Source organism: Amycolatopsis sp. MEPSY49 (genome assembly GCF_051337345.1).
In the GTDB taxonomy this organism is placed as follows: Bacteria; Actinomycetota; Actinomycetes; order Mycobacteriales; family Pseudonocardiaceae; genus Amycolatopsis.
Genome location: NZ_JBDLYJ010000007.1, coordinates 1 through 15,033, shown reverse-complemented (window position 1 = coordinate 15,033; position 15,033 = coordinate 1). Strand labels below are relative to the sequence as shown.

Genomic DNA, 15,033 nt, shown 5'->3' with positions numbered 1-15,033 from the left:
TCACCAGCGGTCGGGCGCTAGGGTTCCCGCATGGCCAGCAAGCCCAAGCAGCTGCTCGCGGAGTTGACGCACCCGGGTCCGCACGAGGTCCTGCGGGGCAACCTTGCCCTGGTCGGGCTGCCCGGCGTCGTCTACACACCACGCGCCGGGCTCGGGTTGCCCGCTCTTGCCTTCGGGCACGGGTGGCTGCAGCCGCCCGATCGGTACCGGCAGCTGCTGCACCACCTCGCCAGCTGGGGCATCGTCGCCGCCGCTCCGGCCACGCAAAAAGGCCCGCTGCCGTCGCACCGGTTGCTCGCCGCCGATCTGCTGACCACCCTCGACGTCGTCACCACCGTGCGGCTCGGGCCGGACGGCATCAGCGTCGACCCGGCCAAGCTCGGCCTCGCCGGGCACTCCACCGGGGGTGGCTCCGCCGTCCTCGCCGCGGCTCAGGACGCCCAGGCCGAAAACCCGCGCATCAAGGCCGTCGCCACCATCACCGCCGCTCAGACGATGCCGCCCGCCACCGAGGCGGCCAAGGCCATCACCGTCCCCGGCCTGCACCTCGCCGCCGAAGAGGACCTCGTCGCCCCGAAGGTCGGGCACGCCGAGGCCATCACCGACGCCTGGGGCGGCGAAGACGTCCAGCTGCGCACCCTCGGCAAGGCGACCCACCTGGGCGTCACCGAGGGCAAGCACTGGTCGCAGCTGATCATGCACGGCAAGCCGCACCGCAAGACCCAACAGCTCACGCGGGCCCTGTTCACCGCGTTCTTCCTCACCCACCTGACCGGCACCGACAAGTACCGGCCCCTCCTCGAAGCGGACGTCAAGCGCGCCCCCATCGAGCGCGAGGAAGAACCCGCGCACTGACGCGCGCGGGTCAGACCAGCCAGCTGGTGCTGGAGAAGTCGTCCTCGTCGTCGGGCTGACGCGCGTGGCGGCCCCGCTTCGGCGGCTCCGGCGCCGGCGGCGCGGGAGGCTCCGGTGCGGGCGGTGCCACCGCGGCCGGGAGCGGGGTCCCGTAGCTCGGCGTCGGGTAGGGCGTGCGGCCGGTGTCGGCCTCCTCGTCCTCGACGCCGAACTCCATCAGGGACTCGCGGCCCTTGTCGGCCAGTGTCTTCTCCGTCGCCCAGCCACCCGCGCTCTGCTTGCGCTTGTTGAGCTCGTCCATGTGCTCGGCGTACTTCTGCGCGGCCGCCAGCTCGTTCTTCAGCCCCTCGCGGGCCTGCGTTTCGGCTTCGGCGACACGGCGTTCGCGCAAGCCCCGCTGCTCGTCCTGCTCCCGCGCCGCGGCGTCCATCGTCGAGATCGCCGCGCGGTACCGGTCTTCGGCGCTGGTCATCGCCCCTCCTCAGCCCTCGTCACCGGTCGTACCGGATCGAACGGTCACCCTCGTCGTCGAGCGAGCCGCTGATCCGGCCCTTGGCGCCGCTCGTCTCGAACACGCCGCCCTCGATGCGGTACTGGCTGGGCCCGCGCTGCTGGTCGCCACCGCCACCACCCGGCGCGGCGCCCATGCCGCCACCCATCATGCCCATGCCCCCCATGCCGGACATCCCGCTCATGCCGCCCGACGAGCTCGCGGCCGCGGCGTGCGCGCCCGGGTCGACCGGGGTCGCACCCAGCCCGGCGCCGTCGGACATCGGGATTGACGTGTCGCTGCCGGTCTGCGCGCCCGGGTCGAGCGACACCGCGCCGGCGAAGTCCGCGGACCCGCCGCCGGTGACGGCGGACCCGAAGTCGCTCGCCCCCGCCGTGGTCGTCGCGTCGCCGCCGCCACCGCCGGCCACCCCGGAGTCGCCGCCGCCGACACCCGCGTCGGCCGTGGCCACCGCCGGCTCCGCGCCGACGCTGCCGCCGAAGTCGCCGGAGAAGTCCTGCCCACCCGGGGCGACGAAGCCGCCCTCGCTCGACGCGCCCCGCGTGAAGCCCGGGTCGGGGTTGTCCGGCGCCGGGTCCTTCGTCAGCGCCGACTCCGCGCCCCGGTCGTGCCGGATGTCCGCGCCGACCGCACCCGGCTTGCCCGTGTCGGACGCCGGGTCGGTCTTGAGGTCGCTCGCCTTCGGGTCGTCCTTCTCGTCGAGCGTGTACGTCGTCGGCTCGCCCTTGCCGTCGTCGACGGTCACGATCGTCGGGCCGTCCGGCCCCTCCGGCCGCTCGGCCGTGATCTTGAGGTTGCCGTCCTGGATGTGGATCTTGCCGTCCGGGCCCGGCTTGTAGCTGCCGTCGGCGGAGGGCTGGCCCTCCTTGACCGCCGCCTGCGAGCCCTGCGGGCCGAAGCTGCCGTCCTTGGCCGCGTCCTTGCCGTCCTTGCCCGCCTCGGCCTTGTCGTCGTCACCCCAGTCGAGGTGGTAGTCCTTCTTGTGGCCGTGGCCGTCGTCCACGGAGATGTCCTGCTTGCCCTCCTTGTCGGGCTCGGACATCTCGATCGTGTTGTCGCCCTTCTTGACCGACACCGTGTCGGTGTCGTCCATGTCCTTGATGGCCTCGCCGGTCGTCGGGTCGATCGGGTACGGCTTGCCGGTGTCCGGGTCGACCTCGAGGGGCTTGCCGGTGATCGGGTTCTTGCCGTCCTCGGGCTTCGCCGGGTCCTCGGTCTTGGGCGGCTCGGTCGCCGACGGCGTCGTGCTGCCCCCGCCGCCCGTGCCACCGCCCGTGCCGCCGCCGGTCCCGCCCCCGGTGCCGCCGCCCGTGCCGCCGCCCTTGCCCCCGCCGTCGTCCTTCTTGCCCTTGTCGCCGCCGCCGTCGTCGGTGCCCTTGCCGGGGTCGCTCTTGGCCTCGGTGAGCTGGTTGCGGTAGCCGTCCATGAACCGCGCGAGCGCGCCGAACTGCTGGTCGATCGTGTCCTTGGCGGACTTGCAGGAGCCGTTGAAGGCGTTGATCAGGCCCTGGTACTCGGTCGTGAAGGCGCCGTCGCGCCAGTAGCGGCAGACGTTGCGGCCGTACTCCTTGTTCTCGTCGTTGAAGCCGCAGTCGTCGTTCTGCAGCCGCTCGGCGAGGTTGGTCTGGTTGCCGTTCTTCGCGTTGACGGCGTCGACCCAGCCGGCGACCTTCATGAAGTCGTCGAACTCCTCGGTCTCGCCGTTGGCGATCTTGAGGACGTCGCGGGCCATGTTGATGTCGGCCTGGGCGATGGTCGTGCGGTGCAGCTGCAGGACCTCGTCGACCTTCTTCTTGACGGCGTCGTAGACGTGCGTCACGGTCTGCGGAATCAGCTTCGCGGCGCCGTCGATCTGCTTCGACAGCTCCTGGGCGTGCGGCTTGACCGTCTCGTCGTACTTGATCTCCGCCGCGTTCGCGCCCTTGCCCTTCCACTCCCCGAAGAGGGTCTGGAGCTCGGTGTCGCTCTTGCCCAGCGTGTCCTCGACGACCTTGTGGGCCTTGCTCAGGTCGTCGGCCTCGGTGAGGAACTTCTGGAACTGGATGCCGCGGTTCTCGTGGAACTTGTCCTTGATGTCCTTCTGCGAGTCGATGTGGCCCGACCCGCCCTTGATCTTGTTCCAGATCTCGTCGGTCCACTGGGCCAGGAAGTCGACCGTGACGTTGCCCTGGTCGAGCAGTTCGTCCGACGTCTTCGCGCCGGCGCCCAGGGTGGGGGTCGCGATGCCGTCGAGGTTCTTCTTCGCCTGGTTCTTGCGGTCGGTCTGGGCCTGCTGCTCCTTGCCCTTGGCCGCCGACTCCTGCTTCGCCCGCGCGAGGATTTCGTCGGTGTCGTCGTTTTCGAAGACCCGGTAGTCGCCGCCGTCGTCGGAGTAGTTCTCGATGTACTGCTTGGCGTACTTCTCTTCTTCTTCGTTGAAGTTGAAGGTGTTGCGGTCGTACTCCTCCATGAGCTCCGTTTTCGTCTCCATGGAGACGTTCGGGTCGTCGAGGACCTTCTTGATTTCCGCCCAGTCGGCCATTACTTGCTCCCCGCCGCGTTCGCCCGCGCGCCGGCGTCCTGCTCCTGCGCGCTGTACTTGGAGCCCGCGGCGCCGATCCCGGAGCTGAGGTTCATCAGCGCGTTCGACAGCCCGGTCATGCCGGCGCCGATCTGGTCGATGCCCGACTTGTACTTGCCGAAGCTCTCCTGGTGCACGCGACCGAAGTCCCCGGCGATGATCTCGGTCGGCGCGACCTTCGACGCCTCGGTCGCCGGGTCGTCGGCGGCGTCCGCCAGACGGACCTGCGCCCGCGTCATCGCCTCCGAACTCGCTTCATAACCGTTTGGCATGGTCGCTGCCCCCTTCGATCCCACAGTCCCTGTTCGGGTTTCCGGACTGTGACGCGCCCGGCCGCCGTTCGGTGCCGTCGCAGATGCACACAGAGTCTAGCGTTCGGTCGAGCGGCCTACCTGGGCTTCGCCGAAGTGCACTCAGCCGGTGGGTCGCTGCGCGGCGACCGCCTCGGAGATCACTTCGGCGACGCCGCGGACGTCCACCAGCCGGTCGAGCTCGTCCAGGTCCACCGACACGCCGTAGCGCACCTCGACCCGGGCGAGCAGCTGGACGCGCTGCCGGGACGTCATGCCGATGTCGTCGAACGGGGTCGTGTCGCCGAGCCGCTCCGGCGGGATCTCCAGCGCGGTGCAGACGATCTTGCGGATCTCGTCGGCGTAGGCGCCCGCGTCATCCATGGCGCCCATTCTCGCCCCACCACCGGTCGCGGGCCGCGGCGCGGGACACCTTGCCGCTGGAGGTCCGCGGCACCGCGCCCGGCGGGACCAGCCAGAGGGCGCGCAGCGGCAGGTCGTGCCCCGCGGACACGGCCCGCCGGACGGCCGTCTCGACGTCGGCGCCGGGCGCCGTGCAGCCGGCCACCACCGCGACGCCCTCGCCGCCGCCGTCCCGCACGGCGAACGCGGCGACGCGCGCCGCCCGGATGGCGGGGTGGGCGGCCTCGACGGTGGCCTCGATGTCCTGCGGGTGGTGGTTGCGGCCGTCGACGATGATCAGGTCCTTCAGCCGCCCGGTGACGTACAGCTGTCCATCGTGGACGAACCCGAGGTCGCCGGTGCGGAGCCAGCCGTCGCCGGTGAAGGTGTCGCCGCGGTCCGGCCGGCCCCAGTAGCCGTCGGCGACGTTCGGGCCGGCCACCTGGATCTCTTTGTCGACAATGCGGATCCGCTGGCCGTACGGCCGCCCCACCGAGACGCGCGGCTCGCCGTCGTCGAACGCCGTGACCGTCGGGCCCTCGTCGCCCGCGCTCGCGACGAACACCGTCGCCTCGGCCAGGCCGTAGCACGGCTTGAGCGCGGTGCGCGGCAGCCCGAACCGCGCGAAGGCGTGGTGGAAGGCGTCGAGGCTGGCCGCGCGGATCGGCTCGCTGCCGTTGAGCACGGAGTTGACGTGCGAGAGGTCGACGTCCGCCAGCTCGCCCGCGGCCTCCGCGGTCAGGTCGAAGGCGAAGTTCGGCGCGGCGGTGATCGCGCCGGGGTGCTCGGCGAGCAGGCGGATCCAGCGCAGCGGGTCGCGCACGAACTCCATCGGCGTGAAGAACACCGAGTGCGCGCCCAGGAAGACCGGGGTGCCGATGAGCAGGACCAGGCCCATGTCGTGGAAGAACGGCACCCAGCCGGCCAGGTTGGTCGACGCGTCGGCGTGGTAGCACTCCGTCGTCTGCCAGCAGGCGGCCACCAGCGCGCGGTGCGAGATCACCGCGCCGGCCGGGCGGCTCGTCGAGCCCGACGTGTACTGCAGGTACGCCGGGTCGCTCATCGCCACCTCGGCGGGCGGCTCGGCGTCGTCGGGTTCGATGTCCTCGACGACCAGAGCGGTGACCGGCGGGAGCTTGTCCAGGAGGTCCTTCGAGGTCAGGCAGGCCGCCGGGGTGGCGTCCGCGAACGCCGAGTCGATCCGCGCGCGGCCGGTCCGGCCGGTCGGGACCGACAGCGGCACCGCGATCCGCCCCGCGTAGAGCGTGCCGAGGAAGGCGACGACGTACCCGAGGTCCTGCCGGGCGACGATCGCCACGCGGTCGCCCGGCCGCGTGCGGCGCCGCAGCTCCCGCGCGACACCGCGGACGCGCGCGAGCACCTGAGGCCAGGTCAGGGTGTGGTCGGCGGGGCCGGGGAAGGTGCGGCACGTGAACGCGGGCCGGTCGGCGGCGGCGTTGCGGAGCAGGTGGTCCGTGAACGGGGTGGTCAGGACCTCTTCCGGGACGGCTGCGGGCGGCACGCGCCCATCCTGCCCTACCGTGTCGAAGCGATGGACGACTTCGAGCGGCAGGGGATCGGCGTGGTCTCCGGCCGCGACGCGTGCGCGCGGGCCCTGCGCTCCCCCGAGCTGACGTCGGATCCCGGCGGCGGCTCGCCGAGCGTGCTGCTGCGCGACGGCGACGGCCACACGCGGGTCCGCGGGGTGCTGCGGGAGATCATCGCCGGGCTGGAGCCCCTGCCGGCGCCGGTGCTCGCCGGGATCGAGGCCGTGGTGGCCGGGCTGGGGCCGTCGTTCGACCTCGTCCGCGACTTCGCGCGGCCCGTGGCGGGCTTGGTGACGTCGGCGGTGCTCGGGGTCGACCTGGACGACGCCTTCCTGGACCGCCTGGAGGCGACGACGGCGAACCTCGACGTCTTCGGCGGCGCGGACCGGGCCGGCCAGGCGGCGGCGTTCCGGCTCGCGGTGCAGCTGAGCCGGACCCCGGCCGGGCCGGGCGGGCTGACGGCGTTGCGGGAGGCCCACGCGGCCGGGCGGCTCGACGAGGACGAGCTGGCGCTCAACGCCGTCGTGCTGGCGCACGCGGCCTACGAGAACTCGTTGAACTTCCTGGCGTGCGCGGGTCTCGAACTCGCGACTTCGGGGCCGCGGAGTGTCCGTGACCTGGTGACGACGGTGTGCCCGGCCCGGTACGTCCTGCGGTTCGGGCCGGACGGGCCGCTCGCGGTGTCGCTGGCCGACGGGTTGCCGTTCGGACTGGGCCGGCACGCCTGCCCGGGATCGGGAGTCGCGCTGGCCGAGGGCGAGGCCGCGCTCACGGCGTTGGCCGAGCACCTCGACGGCGGCTGCGGGGTCGGCGAGGTGACGTGGAAGACCCACCCGGTGTTCCACGGCCTGGCGAAGGCCGTGGTCACCCGGTCAGGAAACCGCTGAGACGACGCCGGCCAGGCGGTCGGCCGCGGCCTGGGCCGTCGACTGGGCCGGGGCCTCGACCATCACGCGGACCAGCTGCTCGGTGCCGGACGGGCGCAGCAGCACCCGGCCCTCCTCGCCCAGCTCGGCCTCGACCGCGCCGACCGCGTCGCGGACCTCGGACGAGCCGGCGACCGCCGCCTTGTCCGCGACCGGGACGTTCACCAGGACCTGCGGCAGCCGGTTCATCACCGCGGCCAGGTCCGCCAGCGACTTGCCCGTCTCGGCCATGCGGCTCATCAGGCGCAGCGCCGTCAGCAGGCCGTCGCCCGTGGTCGCGTGGGCCGGCAGCACGACGTGGCCGGACTGCTCGCCGCCCAGCGCGTAGCCGCTCGCGCGCAGCTCCTCGAGGACGTACCGGTCGCCCACCGCCGTCGTGACGACGTGCACGCCGTGGGCCTTCATCGCCAGGTGCAGGCCGAGGTTGCTCATCACGGTCGCGACCAGCGTGTCCTTGGTCAGCTCGCCGGACTCGGCCAGCGCGAGGGCCAGCACGGCCATGATCTGGTCGCCGTCCACGAGCTCGCCCGCGGAGTCGACGGCCACGCAGCGGTCGGCGTCGCCGTCGTGGGCGATGCCCAGGTCGGCGCCGTGCGCGACGACCGCCTCGCGCAGCTTCTCGGGGTGGTTCGAGCCGCAGTGCTCGTTGATGTTGATGCCGTCGGGCTCCGCGTGCAGCGCGACGACCTCGGCACCGGCGCGGCGGTAGACCTCGGGAGCGGCGGCCGACGACGCGCCGTTCGCGCAGTCGACGACGACCTTCAGCCCGGCGAGCGAGTGCGGCGTCGCGCCGAGCAGGTGGGTGGCGTAGCGGTCCAGGGCGTCGTCGACGTCGTGGACGCGGCCCACACCGGCACCGGTCGGGCGGACCTTGCCCGCCGCGAGGCCGGCCTCGATCTCGTCCTCGATGCCGTCGGGGAGCTTGTGCCCGCCCGCGGCGAAGAGCTTGATGCCGTTGTCGGGCATCGGGTTGTGCGACGCGGAGATCATCACGCCCAGGTCGGCCTCGAGCGAACCGACCAGGTAGGCGACGGCGGGCGTCGGCAGGACGCCGACGCGCAGGACGTCGGCCCCGGCGGACGTGAGGCCCGCGACAACGGCGGCCTCGAGCATCTCGCCGCTGGCGCGCGGGTCGCGGCCGACGACCGCGACCGGCCGGTGCGAGCGGTCGTGCGCGGCGAGCACGCGGGCGGCGCTGGCCGCCAGCGCCAGCGCGAGCTCCGGCGTCAGCTCGCCGTTGGCCAGGCCACGTACCCCGTCGGTACCGAACAGGCGTGCCATCGATGGACCTCCTCAGTGCGGTCACCCAGTGGAACCGCCACGACAACCTAGCGACCCTGACGGACCGCGTTGTTCCACCCCCGAGTGTCGCTCCCAGGCGGGGATACGACACAGCCCCCGGAAAAGAACAGGACCCCGGAAAAACGCCCGATCTTGAAAACACCGGAGCGCCCATCCGATGGACGGATGGGCGCTCCGGTGGGTTGCGCCAGAGGCGCGATCAGCGCTTGCTGTACTGCGGGGCCTTGCGGGCCTTCTTGAGGCCGTACTTCTTCCGCTCCGTGGCGCGCGCGTCACGGGTGAGGAAGCCGGCCTTCTTGAGGGCCGGGCGGTCGTCGGCGTCGACCTCGATGAGCGCACGGGCGATCGCCAGGCGCAGCGCGCCCGCCTGACCCGAGACGCCGCCACCGTGCAGGTTGGCGAAGATGTCGAACGAGTCCGGCTTCTCGACCAGGACCAGCGGGTCCTTGATGAGCTGCTGGTGCACCTTGTTCGGGAAGTACTCCTCGAGGGTGCGGCCGTTGAGCTTGAACTGGCCGGTGCCCGGGACGACCCGCACGCGGACGACGGCCTCCTTGCGGCGGCCGACGGTCTGCGCGTTGCCGCCGGCGGCCCGCGACGGGCGCGGCGCGGCAGCGGACTCGCTGGTGGCGACCGGGGTCTCGCTGGTCGCGACGGCGCCGGTCTCGGTCGCCTCGGTGGCCTCGACGACCTCGGGGGTCTCGGTCTCGGTGCTGGTCACAGACTGTTCCTCACTCACTGCGCGACCTGCGCGATCTTGGTGATCTCGCGCGCCTGCGGCTGCTGCGCGGCGTGCGGGTGCTGCGGGCCGGCATACACCTTCAGCTTCTTCGCCTGGGCGCGGCCGAGCTTGTTCTTCGGCAGCATGCCCTTGACGACCTTCTCGACCAGGTGCTCGGGCTTGGTGTCGAGCAGCTCGCCGAACGAGCGCTTCCGCAGACCGCCCGGGTAACCGCTGTGCCGGTACGCGAACTTCTGCTCGCGCTTGTTACCGGTGAGCGCGACCTTCTCGGCGTTGACGATGATGACGAAGTCACCGGTGTCCACGTGCGGGGCGTAGGTCGGCTTGTGCTTGCCGCGCAGCAGCGTGGCGACCTCGGTCGCCAGCCTTCCGAGCACGACATCCTCGGCGTCGATCACGTGCCAGGCACGAGTGAGATCGCCGGGCTTGGGGCTGTACGTGGGCAAGGGTCTACCTCGTCGTCAACATTGCGTGTGGGTTCTGTGCGGGCCTAGCGCTTACGCGCCGCAGCGCACAACGACATGTAAAGATACCCGCCCGCCCACCGTACCCGTGCATCGGGGGTGGGTTGAAGCGCCCCTCTCAGGCTCCGACCGGCCCGGGCGCAGCCGGACTCTACCCGGTTTTCCCGTCGAAGTGCCTGCACGCGTCGCCCCGACACGCGAGGATGAGACGATCCGGGCGGCACCATCCGAGCAGGGGACGCGCATGAGCAGACGACCGACGGCGATCTTCGTCCTGGGCGCCATCCTGGCCCTGGTCAGCGCCTGCGGCACGGCGAAGGCGGGCACCGCCCTGCCGAAGGGCGACGACGCGGCGGACTACGTCGGCGCCAAGTTCGAGCAGATCATCGGCAAGCTCGGCGACGCCATCACCGACACCCGCGACGTCACGAACTCGCTGGACGCCTACTTCAAGTTCGACGACAAGTGGATCCACAGCACCGTGACGTCGGCTCGCACCGGCAGCCCGGAGAGCCGGGCGGTGCGGCACCGATCGCAGAAGAACCCGGACGAGATCATCGACACGTACACGCCCGCCGACGGCGCGGTCGAGTACACCTACCTCGGCCCGGTGTACGTCCAGAAGGGCGTCTCGCCGACGGCCTGGGTGTCGATGCCGAAGCCGGAGGCCGGCCTGGTCCAGCCGTGCGTCTGGGGCGGCGTGCTGACCCCGTGCCGGATGGCGGACTCGACCGTGGACGCCTACCAGGCGGACAAGCGCGCGGTCCGCGGCGCGAAGAGCCTCGGCGACGGGAAGACCGCGCTGACCGTGAACGTGCCGTTCGGGATCTTCGTGAAGAACAAGGTCGAGATCCTGCCGCAGAGCCTGGTCGACCAGGTCGGTCCGGAGCTGAAGAAGGCCATGGTGCCGACCACGATCACCCTGAACCCCGACGGCAGCCTGGTCTCGTTCGTGATGGACGCCAAGTTCTCCGGCGACGGCCACAACCTGGAGCTCAAGTACGACTTCCGGTTCACCGGCAAGGCGAGCCTGCAGGACATGCCGAAGCTGCCGGACGCGTCGCAGATCACGGTGCTGCCCGACCGGGCGGCGATGAACGACTTCTACCGCCGGCTCGGCGAAGCGCAGGGCAGCTGACGCGTGACCACGACCCGAGGTGATTTCCGATGACCCAGCCGCCCGGCCCGCAGTGGTGGCAGCCCCCGTCGAACCGGCCGGAGGGCGAGCAGCAGCACGCGACCGGCCCGCACGCCGGGCAGTGGCAGCAGAACGCCGACCCCGGCGCGGTTTCCGGTTCCTACACCGGCCAGTGGGCTCCCGCGCAGCAGGGTTCCGGGTCGTTTTCGGGACCGTGGCAGCCGGGGCAGCACAGCGGGCCGTGGCAGCCGCCCTCCCAGCCGACGCCGCAGCAGCCCGGCACGCCCGGCGGCGGGCAGCCGGCGCAGTTCCCGCAGCAGCAGTACGGCGGCGGGTTCCAGCCGGCGCAGTACGGCGGCCTGGGCGCGTTCGCGGCGGAGCCGCAGAAGAAGCCGAAGTCGAAGAAGCCGTTGCTGATCGCCGGCGCCGCGGTCCTGGTGCTCGCCGTCGGCGGCGGGCTGGCCTGGTTGCTGGGCGCGTTCCGCGGCGACGTGCTCGAGCAACAGTCCCTTGAGGACGGTGTGGTCAAGGTCCTCAACGAAAGCTACGGCGAGCCCGACGTGACGAACGCGCAGTGCCCGGCGAACGAAGCCGCCGAGAACGGCACGACGTTCGACTGCACCGTGAAGATCGGCGGGCAGGACAAGAAGGTCACCGTGCGGGTGCTCAACGACCGGCCCGAGTACGAGGTCGGCGCGCCGCACTGAGTTTCCGTTGCCGCGCAACAGAAAACGGCGGGCCCCGCACCGGAGTGCGGGCCCGCCGTGGTTTCCGGGACTACCGGCTCAGAACAGGCCTTCGACGGCGTTGTCCGTGCTCTGGTAGCCGTCGGCGATCTGCGGCAGGGCGGCGGCGATCTGCGCCAGAACCTGCTTCAGGTCCTCGAACTTCTGGTCCCAGGTGCGCTGCGCCTGGTCGTAGGACTCCTTCGCGTTACCGGTCCAGGTGGTGACCAGCGGGTTCAGGTCGTCCTTCAGGCGGTCGAAAGCGGCCTGCAGCTCGCCGCCGGTGGCCTTGCAGTCCTCGGCGGCCGCGTGGATGGTGGCGTAATTGACGACAATGCCGGCGCCATCAGGCATGATGTGCTCCTTCTGTGCTGAGAAAGTTTGAGTGTGGGAAAGGAAAGTTCAGGGATCGAGCTCAGCCGAGCGCCTCGAAGCCCTTGTTCAGGGCCGCGATGGTCTCCTGCTGCTGCTGCTCGGAACGCTCGTACTTCGAACCGGCCTCGCGGAGCAGGTCGGCGATGCGCTGCAGCGCCTGGTTCATCTGACGGGCGTCGTCGTCGAACCGCATCATCACGTGGTCGAACGCCTTCTGCGCCTCGCCCTGCCAGCCGGCGCGGGTGGCCTCGATGCGGTCGCGCAGCGTCGCGAGGTTCTGGTCCATGCCGGTGCGGACCTCGGTCACGCGGCCTTCGGCATCGGTGAACTGCTGCGGTGTTCCCTGGAATCCACTCATGGTGGAACCCCCTTCGTAAGCGTGGTTGTCCGTACCGGGTCTTGTTCGTTGTACGGCCCTACGACGCAGACCCTGCCACGTCCGGTTCCCCCTTGTCGTGCTTTGCCCGCAAGTAGTTGCTTGCGTGAACGCTCGTCCCGGGAACCGATCGCGACGGGTATTGCGCGAACTCCCCGACTCGGCGAAGCATCACCCGAAAAAGCGTTCCCCACCAGCGGAGTTAGCACACGCACAGCAATCGCCGACGGCGTTCAGCCGTCGCGTTTCATGATTCGCATCTGGGAAAAGTCTTCGTCCTCGTCACCCGTTCGAGGGGCACGCGCGGTGGATTGCGAACGCGAAGGAACCGAATCGGCGGGATCGGGAACCGCCGGCACCGACAACCCGCGGGCGCGGCGGAACCGTTCGGCGGCGGCGCGCAGCGTTCCCGGCGTCGGGTCGCCGGACTTCGCGCCGCGGCCGCTGCGCTTCAGCAGTTCGGCGTTTTCGCTGTGGTGCCGGTAGGTGCGCGCCTTCGCCGTGCCGGCGACGCGCCGGGCGTGCGTCACCGCGTCTTCGCCGGTGCGCCGGAAGGCGGCCGCGGCGCTGTCGAACTCTTCGGACGGCACCGGGTGCCCCCCTTTCTCTCAGCCGAGGATCTCGACCGTGCGCACGGCCTGCGTGCACGCGGCGGCGACCCGGTCGCGCAGCTGCGCCGTGGCGTACTGGCAGCCGACGTGGACGCGGATCCGGCCCTTCGCGACGACGTACCAGTCGACCTGGAGGTCGGGCCGGTCCTCCTTGACCTCGTGGTAGCCGATCACCGTCTTGCCCGCGTACGACAGGCTCGGGTTGAACGCGCTGTACTGGTCGGGTTTCTTTTCCGCGCCGCTCCGGAGGTAGTCCACCAGCTTCTGCGGGTCCGCTGTCGCGTCGTAGTCCATGACGAACTCCTGCGCCACCAGGAGATCGTTGCCGTCACGGGACTCCTGCGGGTGGACGACGACCTGCCGGTCGGCGACCCGGTCGTCGGTCTGCACCCAGTCTTCGGGCGAGACGAACTTGAAGTCGTACTGCGAAAGCGTCCGGCCGGTCTCCGCCTGGCCGCCCGAGTTCTTGAACACCAGGAAACCGGCGACGAGCGCGGCCACGACGACCACGGCGACGCCGGCGGTCACCCACAGCTTCTTGCGGCTCTTCTGCTCCGGCTGCGCGGTCGCGCCGCCGGGGCGGTGGCCGGGCGGCGGGCTTTGGGCGGGCTGGCCGGCGGGCGGGGTCCACGGCCGGGCCGCCGGCTGCCCGTGGGGCGGCGACGGCGGGGCCGCGCGGTTCGGGAACCCGGCCGGCCCGGGCGGGACCGGCACGGCGGCCGGTGTGCGCGGCGGCGCCGGGCGCTGGTCCGCGGGGCGCGGGGCGACGTCGCCGGGGCGGACGACCTCCGTGCGCTGCGCGGCCGGGCTGAGGGCCCCGCCGGGGACCGCGCCGAGGCGTGCCATGGCTTCGCCGGGCAGGGCGCCCGTGCGGTCCGGATCGACCAGCACCGCCCGCAGCGCGCCGCGGGCGACGACCGTCTCGGGCTGGTCGAGGCTCGTCGGCACGACGCCGGTGCGTTCGTGCACTAGCCTGGAGATCATCGGGATCCGGCTCGACCCGCCGACCAGGAAGATCGCCGTGAGCTGCTTCGGCCGCAGCCCGGCGTCGCCGATCGCCGCGACCGTCAGCTCCACCGCGCGGCCGAGCGGCGCCGCGATCAGCCGCTCCAGGTCTTCGCGCGTGACGTGCGCGTCGGCGAACGGCGGCGGCATCGGCACGTCGGTGTAGGCGTGCCGCGACAGCGTTTCCTTGGCGCCCCGCACGTCCTGGCGCAGGACGCGGCGGCGGCGCCGGTCGACCAGCTCGCGCCCTTCGACGAGCTGCCGCCACGCGTCCTGGTCCGCACCGGCCACGAGCGAGCCGATGTGCTCCAGCAGCGCCTGGTCGATGTCCGCGCCGCCGAACGCGGGGTCGCCCCGGGTCGCGAGCACCTGGAAGCCGCCGCGCTGCGGACGGCCGGCCCGGTCGCGCGCGGCGTCCGGCGGCAGCCGCCGCACGACGCTGACGTCGACCGTGCCGCCGCCGAGGTCCAGCACCGCGAGCGCGTCGCCGGGGCGGCCGCTGAACTCGACGGTGCGGTCGTTCGTCACGTCCTGCGGCGCGAACGTAGCCGCGTGGTAGACCGCCGCCGCGACCGGCTCGGGCACCAGCGCGACCTCGCGCGCCAGCCCGCCCGCCGCCTGCCGCAGCAGCCGGGTGCGGATGGCACCCCAGTCCGCGGGGTGGGTCAGCACCAGCAGGTCGACCTCGGCCTCGCCGGCCAGCCGGCGCGCCTCGGCGACCGCGCGGCCCAGCACGGCGTGCACGACGTCGGTGACGCGCAGGACGCTGTCGCCGAGCAGCAGCTCGCCTTCGTCGATCCGGCGCTTCGGGTTCGGCTCGTACCGCGACGGATCGACGGCCGCCTGCCGCTCGGCCTCCTGGCCGACGAACAGCGTGCCGTCCGCCGCCGCGAACACCGCCGACGACATCAGCGGCTGGCCGTCGATCACCACGACCTGCGGGTCGCGCCCGTTCACCGAGGCGACGACGCAGGTGCTCGACGTCCCGAAGTCCACCGCAACCCGGACCGTCACCAGCAGCTCCCGAAGACAACACAGCAATGTTCGCCCGCGCCCGGCCGGCCGGGCGCGCCCTCGGGGTGGAACCTACCCACCCCGCCGGGAGCGCGTCCGGCCGCCGTCGTCAGTCGGGGTTGATCCACGACACCTGGATCAGCTGTTTGCCCGCCTTGCGGGTCAGCAGGTTGCCCCGCCCCGGTGGCAT

Annotated in this window: 16 protein-coding genes; 4 read left to right on the top strand and 12 right to left on the bottom strand. The window is 71.9% G+C overall.

Annotation, left to right across the window (positions count from 1 at the left end; genetic code table 11):
* Nucleotides 1–30 precede the first annotated feature (30 nt).
* Nucleotides 31–855, top strand: coding sequence for a dienelactone hydrolase family protein (locus tag ABFJ78_RS28805; protein WP_436389723.1), 825 nt, complete (start codon nt 31–33; stop codon nt 853–855).
* Between the two features lie 10 nt (nt 856–865).
* Here the strand turns inward: ABFJ78_RS28805 and ABFJ78_RS28800 are convergent, their stop codons facing one another.
* The 5 genes from ABFJ78_RS28800 to ABFJ78_RS28780 all read right to left on the bottom strand — a co-directional run bounded on the left by ABFJ78_RS28800 (nt 866) and on the right by ABFJ78_RS28780 (nt 6,140).
* Nucleotides 866–1,327: a hypothetical protein gene (locus ABFJ78_RS28800; RefSeq protein ID WP_436389722.1), complete on the bottom strand. Its 462-nt coding sequence runs from the start codon at nt 1,325–1,327 to the stop codon at nt 866–868.
* Between the two features lie 19 nt (nt 1,328–1,346).
* On the bottom strand, nt 1,347–3,887 hold the full coding sequence (locus tag ABFJ78_RS28795; protein ID WP_436389721.1) for a WXG100 family type VII secretion target: 2,541 nt from the start codon (nt 3,885–3,887) through the stop codon (nt 1,347–1,349).
* A complete protein-coding gene (locus ABFJ78_RS28790; RefSeq protein ID WP_436389720.1) occupies nt 3,887–4,198 on the bottom strand; it encodes a hypothetical protein in 312 nt (103 codons plus the stop codon). Before ABFJ78_RS28790 ends, ABFJ78_RS28795 begins: the two co-directional genes overlap by 1 nt.
* A 141-nt stretch (nt 4,199–4,339) precedes the next feature.
* Entirely contained in the window at nt 4,340–4,600 is a 261-nt protein-coding gene (locus ABFJ78_RS28785) for an acyl carrier protein (protein ID WP_372672311.1), read from the bottom strand.
* Nucleotides 4,593–6,140 (bottom strand): fatty acyl-AMP ligase, encoded by a 1,548-nt coding sequence (locus ABFJ78_RS28780; protein ID WP_436389719.1) that lies wholly within the window; start codon nt 6,138–6,140, stop codon nt 4,593–4,595. Before ABFJ78_RS28780 ends, ABFJ78_RS28785 begins: the two co-directional genes overlap by 8 nt.
* A 30-nt stretch (nt 6,141–6,170) precedes the next feature.
* Here ABFJ78_RS28780 and ABFJ78_RS28775 point away from each other — a divergent pair, with 30 nt between their 5' ends.
* Complete coding sequence (locus ABFJ78_RS28775) at nt 6,171–7,052, top strand: cytochrome P450 (RefSeq protein ID WP_436389718.1); 882 nt, start codon at nt 6,171–6,173, stop codon at nt 7,050–7,052.
* Here the strand turns inward: ABFJ78_RS28775 and glmM are convergent.
* The 3 genes from glmM to rplM all read right to left on the bottom strand — a co-directional run bounded on the left by glmM (nt 7,038) and on the right by rplM (nt 9,581).
* Nucleotides 7,038–8,372 (bottom strand): phosphoglucosamine mutase, encoded by a 1,335-nt coding sequence (glmM, locus tag ABFJ78_RS28770; RefSeq protein WP_436389717.1) that lies wholly within the window; start codon nt 8,370–8,372, stop codon nt 7,038–7,040. The two genes, ABFJ78_RS28775 and glmM, sit on opposite strands and share 15 nt — an antisense overlap.
* A gap of 220 nt (nt 8,373–8,592) precedes the next feature.
* Nucleotides 8,593–9,114 carry a 30S ribosomal protein S9 gene (rpsI, locus tag ABFJ78_RS28765; RefSeq protein ID WP_364284751.1) on the bottom strand — a complete coding sequence of 174 codons (522 nt, stop codon included), beginning with the start codon at nt 9,112–9,114 and terminating at the stop codon, nt 8,593–8,595.
* A 14-nt stretch (nt 9,115–9,128) separates the two neighbouring features.
* Entirely contained in the window at nt 9,129–9,581 is a 453-nt protein-coding gene (gene rplM / locus ABFJ78_RS28760; RefSeq protein ID WP_086679273.1) for a 50S ribosomal protein L13, read from the bottom strand.
* A 262-nt stretch (nt 9,582–9,843) separates the two neighbouring features.
* Between rplM and ABFJ78_RS28755 the strand changes: the two genes are divergently transcribed.
* Together ABFJ78_RS28755 and ABFJ78_RS28750 are read left to right on the top strand one after the other, a co-directional pair.
* On the top strand, nt 9,844–10,737 hold the full coding sequence (locus ABFJ78_RS28755) for a hypothetical protein (protein WP_436389716.1): 894 nt from the start codon (nt 9,844–9,846) through the stop codon (nt 10,735–10,737).
* 29 nt (nt 10,738–10,766) lie between these two features.
* The gene (locus ABFJ78_RS28750) at nt 10,767–11,444 is read left to right on the top strand and encodes a DUF4333 domain-containing protein (protein WP_436389715.1); all 678 of its coding nucleotides are present in this window, start codon (nt 10,767–10,769) and stop codon (nt 11,442–11,444) included.
* Nucleotides 11,445–11,522: 78 nt separating this feature from the next.
* Here the strand turns inward: ABFJ78_RS28750 and ABFJ78_RS28745 are convergent, their stop codons facing one another.
* From ABFJ78_RS28745 to ABFJ78_RS28730, 4 genes are all read right to left on the bottom strand, one after another.
* Nucleotides 11,523–11,816 (bottom strand): WXG100 family type VII secretion target, encoded by a 294-nt coding sequence (locus ABFJ78_RS28745; RefSeq protein ID WP_372672305.1) that lies wholly within the window; start codon nt 11,814–11,816, stop codon nt 11,523–11,525.
* Between the two features lie 61 nt (nt 11,817–11,877).
* Complete coding sequence (locus ABFJ78_RS28740) at nt 11,878–12,195, bottom strand: WXG100 family type VII secretion target (protein WP_372672304.1); 318 nt, start codon at nt 12,193–12,195, stop codon at nt 11,878–11,880.
* Nucleotides 12,196–12,446: 251 nt separating this feature from the next.
* Nucleotides 12,447–12,803 (bottom strand): hypothetical protein, encoded by a 357-nt coding sequence (locus tag ABFJ78_RS28735; protein ID WP_436389714.1) that lies wholly within the window; start codon nt 12,801–12,803, stop codon nt 12,447–12,449.
* Nucleotides 12,804–12,821: 18 nt separating this feature from the next.
* Nucleotides 12,822–14,843 (bottom strand): type VII secretion-associated protein, encoded by a 2,022-nt coding sequence (locus ABFJ78_RS28730; RefSeq protein ID WP_436389713.1) that lies wholly within the window; start codon nt 14,841–14,843, stop codon nt 12,822–12,824.
* Nucleotides 14,844–15,033 lie beyond the last annotated feature (190 nt).

What these genes read in the sequence shown, in the direction of transcription:
- ABFJ78_RS28745 (WP_372672305.1), bottom strand. Translation starts at nt 11,816, where the DNA reads ATGCCTGATGGCGCCGGCATTGTCGTCAATTACGCCACCATCCACGCG.
- ABFJ78_RS28775 (WP_436389718.1), top strand. Translation starts at nt 6,171, where the DNA reads ATGGACGACTTCGAGCGGCAGGGGATCGGCGTGGTCTCCGGCCGCGAC.
- ABFJ78_RS28790 (WP_436389720.1), bottom strand. Translation starts at nt 4,198, where the DNA reads ATGCCAAACGGTTATGAAGCGAGTTCGGAGGCGATGACGCGGGCGCAG.
- ABFJ78_RS28805 (WP_436389723.1), top strand. Translation starts at nt 31, where the DNA reads ATGGCCAGCAAGCCCAAGCAGCTGCTCGCGGAGTTGACGCACCCGGGT.
- ABFJ78_RS28785 (WP_372672311.1), bottom strand. Translation starts at nt 4,600, where the DNA reads ATGGATGACGCGGGCGCCTACGCCGACGAGATCCGCAAGATCGTCTGC.
- ABFJ78_RS28750 (WP_436389715.1), top strand. Translation starts at nt 10,767, where the DNA reads ATGACCCAGCCGCCCGGCCCGCAGTGGTGGCAGCCCCCGTCGAACCGG.
- ABFJ78_RS28795 (WP_436389721.1), bottom strand. Translation starts at nt 3,887, where the DNA reads ATGGCCGACTGGGCGGAAATCAAGAAGGTCCTCGACGACCCGAACGTC.
- ABFJ78_RS28755 (WP_436389716.1), top strand. Translation starts at nt 9,844, where the DNA reads ATGAGCAGACGACCGACGGCGATCTTCGTCCTGGGCGCCATCCTGGCC.
- glmM (WP_436389717.1), bottom strand. Translation starts at nt 8,372, where the DNA reads ATGGCACGCCTGTTCGGTACCGACGGGGTACGTGGCCTGGCCAACGGC.
- ABFJ78_RS28800 (WP_436389722.1), bottom strand. Translation starts at nt 1,327, where the DNA reads ATGACCAGCGCCGAAGACCGGTACCGCGCGGCGATCTCGACGATGGAC.
- ABFJ78_RS28740 (WP_372672304.1), bottom strand. Translation starts at nt 12,195, where the DNA reads ATGAGTGGATTCCAGGGAACACCGCAGCAGTTCACCGATGCCGAAGGC.